The 3,923-nt window shown below is 71.2% G+C and carries 4 protein-coding genes; 3 read left to right on the top strand and 1 reads right to left on the bottom strand.

Annotation, left to right across the window (positions count from 1 at the left end):
- From D7X55_RS37115 to D7X55_RS37105, 3 genes are all read left to right on the top strand, one after another.
- The coding region (locus D7X55_RS37115) for a flagellar biosynthetic protein FliR (RefSeq protein ID WP_147470367.1) at positions 1 to 287 on the top strand (287 nt) is incomplete at its 5' end.
- A complete protein-coding gene (locus tag D7X55_RS37110) occupies positions 284 to 1,330 on the top strand; it encodes a flagellar biosynthesis protein FlhB (protein WP_121725501.1) in 1,047 nt (348 codons plus the stop codon). The genes D7X55_RS37115 and D7X55_RS37110, both read left to right, overlap by 4 nt.
- Positions 1,330 to 3,405 (top strand): flagellar biosynthesis protein FlhA, encoded by a 2,076-nt coding sequence (locus D7X55_RS37105; RefSeq protein WP_120552871.1) that lies wholly within the window; start codon positions 1,330 to 1,332, stop codon positions 3,403 to 3,405. The genes D7X55_RS37110 and D7X55_RS37105 overlap by 1 nt, the downstream gene beginning before the upstream one ends.
- A gap of 3 nt (positions 3,406 to 3,408) precedes the next feature.
- Here the strand turns inward: D7X55_RS37105 and D7X55_RS37100 are convergent, their stop codons facing one another.
- On the bottom strand, positions 3,409 to 3,756 hold the full coding sequence (locus D7X55_RS37100; protein WP_120542838.1) for an HU family DNA-binding protein: 348 nt from the start codon (positions 3,754 to 3,756) through the stop codon (positions 3,409 to 3,411).
- Positions 3,757 to 3,923: the final 167 nt, after the last annotated feature.

Below are 3,923 nucleotides of genomic sequence, written 5' to 3'. Positions count from 1 at the left end.
CGGAGGCCTCGGCCCTGCACGTGGTGGTGATGGTGGGGAGCGCGATGGCCACGGGGCTCGCGGTGGGGGCCCCGGTGGCGGCCGCGTCGCTCGCGGTGGATTGCTTCCTGGGCATGGCTTCGAGGGCCGCGGCACAGGTGAACCTCCAGGAGCTGGGGGCTCCGCTGCGCATCCTTGGGGGCGGTGCATTGCTGTGGCTGGGCGTGGGGCTGCTGTGTGAGCGGCTGCTCGCGGGTGTGGTCTCGACGGAGGGCGCGCTGGCGCTGCTGGGAGAGGTCTCCCGATGAGCGGCGAGAAGACGGAGCAGCCCACCGCGAAACGGCTGCGGGAGGCCCGGCGCAAGGGTCAGCTTCCTCGCAGCCGGATGTTGTCCTCCAGCGCGACGACGCTGGGCGGGCTGCTGGGCTTCATCGCGTTCGCCCCGGAGGGGTTCGCCCGGTTGAAGGACTGGACCGCGAGGCTGATGCTGGAACAGACGCTCGCGGGCGCATGGGAGGAGGGGGCCTGGGTCGCCGCCCGGCTGTGCGGCCCGGCCCTGGGGGGCGCATTCGCCGCATCGCTCGCGGTCTCCGTGGCCACCGTGGGCTTCGAACTGGACGCGCGCCACGCCATGCCGAAGCTGGAGCGCATCAATCCCTTCGCGGGCTTCAAGCGCCTCTTCAGCGTCCGGCCGCTCGTCGAGTCCGGCAAGGCGCTGCTCGTGGCGGCGCTGCTGGCCCTCATCGTCTGGAACGAGGTCGAGGCGATTGGCCCCGATGCCCTGCGGACCGCGTGGCTCGAGGGAACCCGCGGACTGGAGTTCCTGGTCGGCCGGTTGGGCGCATTGGTGACGCGGCTGGCGTGGGGGGTGCTGGGGTGCGGCGCGGTGGACTACGCGCTCGCCCGCCGCAGGCACATGCGCGAGCTGATGATGACGCGCGAAGAGATCAAACGGGAGCACAAGGAGAGCGAGGGCGACCCGCGTCACAAGGGACAGCGGCGCGCCCTGCATCGCCAGTTGGCGCAGGGCGGTCCGGCACGTGGAGTGCAGAAGGCCACCGCCGTGATCGTCAACCCCACGCACATCGCGGTCGCGCTCCGCTACGACGCGGGCGAATGCGACGCGCCCTACCTCGTGGCCAAGGGCCGCGAGCAGGACGCGCTCGCGCTCAAGGAGGAGGCGCGCCGGCAGGGCATCCCCGTGGTCAGGGACGTGCCGCTGGCCCGCAGCCTCATCCACTTCGACGTCGGGGAGTCCATCCCCGAGGAGCTGTACCAGGCGGCGGCCGTCGTGTTGCGGACCGCGATGGAGCTTCGCGAGCCGGACGACCGTCCACGGAGACAGACGTGATGCAACCCCTCATGAAGGTCTTGCTGAAGGCCCGCCAGTCCTCGGACGTCGTGCTCGCGGTGGCGATGGCGGCGGTGCTGGGGGCGCTCATCATCCCGCTGCCGGCGTGGCTCCTCGACGTGGGGCTCGCGGTGAACCTGGCCGCGGCGGTGGCGCTGCTGGTCGCGGCACTGAACGCGAAGGACGCGCTGCGGGTGACGTCGTTCCCCACGTTGCTGCTCTTCACCACGCTGTTCCGGCTGTCGCTCAACGTGTCGTCCACGCGGCTGGCGCTCTCCGAAGGCCACGCGGGCGAGGTCATCCAGGCCTTCGGTGAGTTCGTGGTCCGAGGCGACTACGTGGTGGGCGCGGTGGTGTTCGCCATCCTCACGCTGGTGCAGTTGCTGGTGGTGACCAAGGGCGCGGAGCGGGTCGCGGAGGTTTCCGCCCGCTTCACCCTGGACGCCATGCCCGGCAAGCAGATGTCCATCGACGCGGACCTGCGCGCGGGCGCCATCGACCAGACGGTGGCCCGGCGCAGGCGGCGCGACCTGGAGCGCGAGTCCCAGATGTTCGGCGCCATGGACGGCGCGATGAAGTTCGTGAAGGGGGACGTCATCGCGGGCCTCGTCATCGTCGCGGTGAACCTGCTGGGCGGCACGCTCATCGGCGTGTTGCAGAACGGCCAGGCCTTCTCCGAGGCCGCCGCGACGTTCGCCCTCATCGCCATCGGCGACGGGCTCGTGTCCCAGGTGCCCTCACTGTGCATCGCGGTGGCCGCGGGCCTCGTCGTCACGCGGGTGGCGTCGGAGAAGGAAGAAGACTCGCTCGGGGTGGAGATCGGCTCCCAGTTCTTCGGCGACTTCCGCACGCTGGCCACCGTGGCGGGCCTGTGCGTCGCGCTGGCCTTGATGCCCGGCATGCCGCACGTGACCTTCCTTGCCCTGGCGGCGGGCCTTGGAGGGCTCGGGTATGCGCTGCGGCGCAACGCCCAGGCGCCAGAGAAGGCGCAGACGAAGGACGGCGCTCCAACGGGGCCGGCGGTGCCAGCCGGAGCCGCGGGCAAACCTCCGGAGAGCGCGAAGGCACCGGTCGGCGTGACGCCGCTCACGCTGGACCTGTCCGCGCAGCTGACGCCGCTCGCGGAGGCGGACGGAGGCGCCTTCGTGCACACGGTGCTGAACGCCGTCCGCGACGAGCTGTTCTTCGAGCTGGGTGTGCGCATCCCGGGCATCCGGGTGCGGACCCACGCCGCGTACCTGGGCCCGGGCGAGTACCGCATCCTCCTGGACGAAGTGCCCGCCGGTGGCGGCGTGGTGCAGCCCGGTGCGCTGTACGCGCTCGTGCCTCCCGGGGAGCTGGCCTTCCTGGAGGTCCAGGCGGAGGCCTCGGTGGAGCCTGCCAGCGGGCGGCCCATCAGCCGCGTGGGGGAGGGGGCCCGCTCCCGGCTGGAGCTGGCCCAGGTGCCGGTGCGCAAGCCCTCGGAGCTCATCGCGGACCACCTGCGCGCGGTGCTGCGCCTGCGCGCCTCCGCGCTGCTGGGGCTCCAGGAGGTGCAGGGGCTGCTGGAGGGACTGGAGGCCCAGTCACCCGTGCTGGTGAAGGAGGCGCTGCAGAAGGTGCCGCTGCCGCTGCTGGTGGACGTGCTGCGGCGGCTCGTGCAGGAGCAGGTGAGCATCCGCGACCTGCGCGCCATCCTGGAGGCGCTCGTGGCGCCCACCACCGAAGGTGACGCCACGGCCCTGGCCGAGCGCTGCCGTCAGGCCCTGCACCGCTACCTGAGCCACCAGTTCGCGCCCACGGGCCCGCTGTACGCGTACCTCGTGGATCCCGAAGTGGAGGAGGTGCTTCGCGCCAGCGGTCCTCGAGGGCCCGCGCCGGAGCCGGAGCGCATCATGGAGATACTGGAGGGGGTGCGGCTCATCGCCAACGGGGGCCGGGCGGTGCTGCTCACGGCCCCGGACATCCGCCGTCCGCTGCGCAAGCTGTGCGAGGGCCCGTTCCCGGACGTGGCGGTGCTCACCTACGGCGAGCTGGACGGGGACCTGCAGATTCGCCCCATCGGCCGGCTGGCGCCGGTCGCCGTGGGGCGGTGAGGACTAGAGGGTGCCGGTGCCGCTGCTGCCCTTGAACTCGGAGGACGGCAGGTCCGACTGGGCCTGCAGCGGCGCGGGGCGGTTGACCCGGTCCCGCAGCTCCTTGCCCGTGCGGAAGAGCAGACCACGCTTGGGCTTCACCGGGATGACCTGGCCCGTCTTCGGGTTGCGACCCTGGTAGCCCTGGTAGTTCTTCACGTGGAAGGCGCCCAGGCCGCGAATCTCGATGTTCTCCCCGCGGCAGAGGGCGTCCTTCATCGACTCGAAGATCGTCTCGATGGTCGCCTCCGCCTGCTTCTGGGTCACGCCTCGTTTGGCGACGAGGATGTTGATCAGATCGGACTTGAGCATCGGACGCTCCCGCAAACCCCGTGACCCCTTGGTGACAGGGCTCTCTGGCCCGTGGTCGAGACCCGAATACATAACAGAACACCTCCTCCTTGCAAGCCGGGTGGGCTCCCAACCCTCTATAAACGTTACGGATTTCCGCCACTGGCCGCTGCCTTGGGGGCCTCGGG

This window comes from Corallococcus sp. AB049A (assembly GCF_003668885.1).
In the GTDB taxonomy this organism is placed as follows: domain Bacteria; phylum Myxococcota; class Myxococcia; order Myxococcales; family Myxococcaceae; genus Corallococcus; species Corallococcus interemptor.
This window is presented reverse-complemented; position numbering and strand designations above follow the sequence as displayed.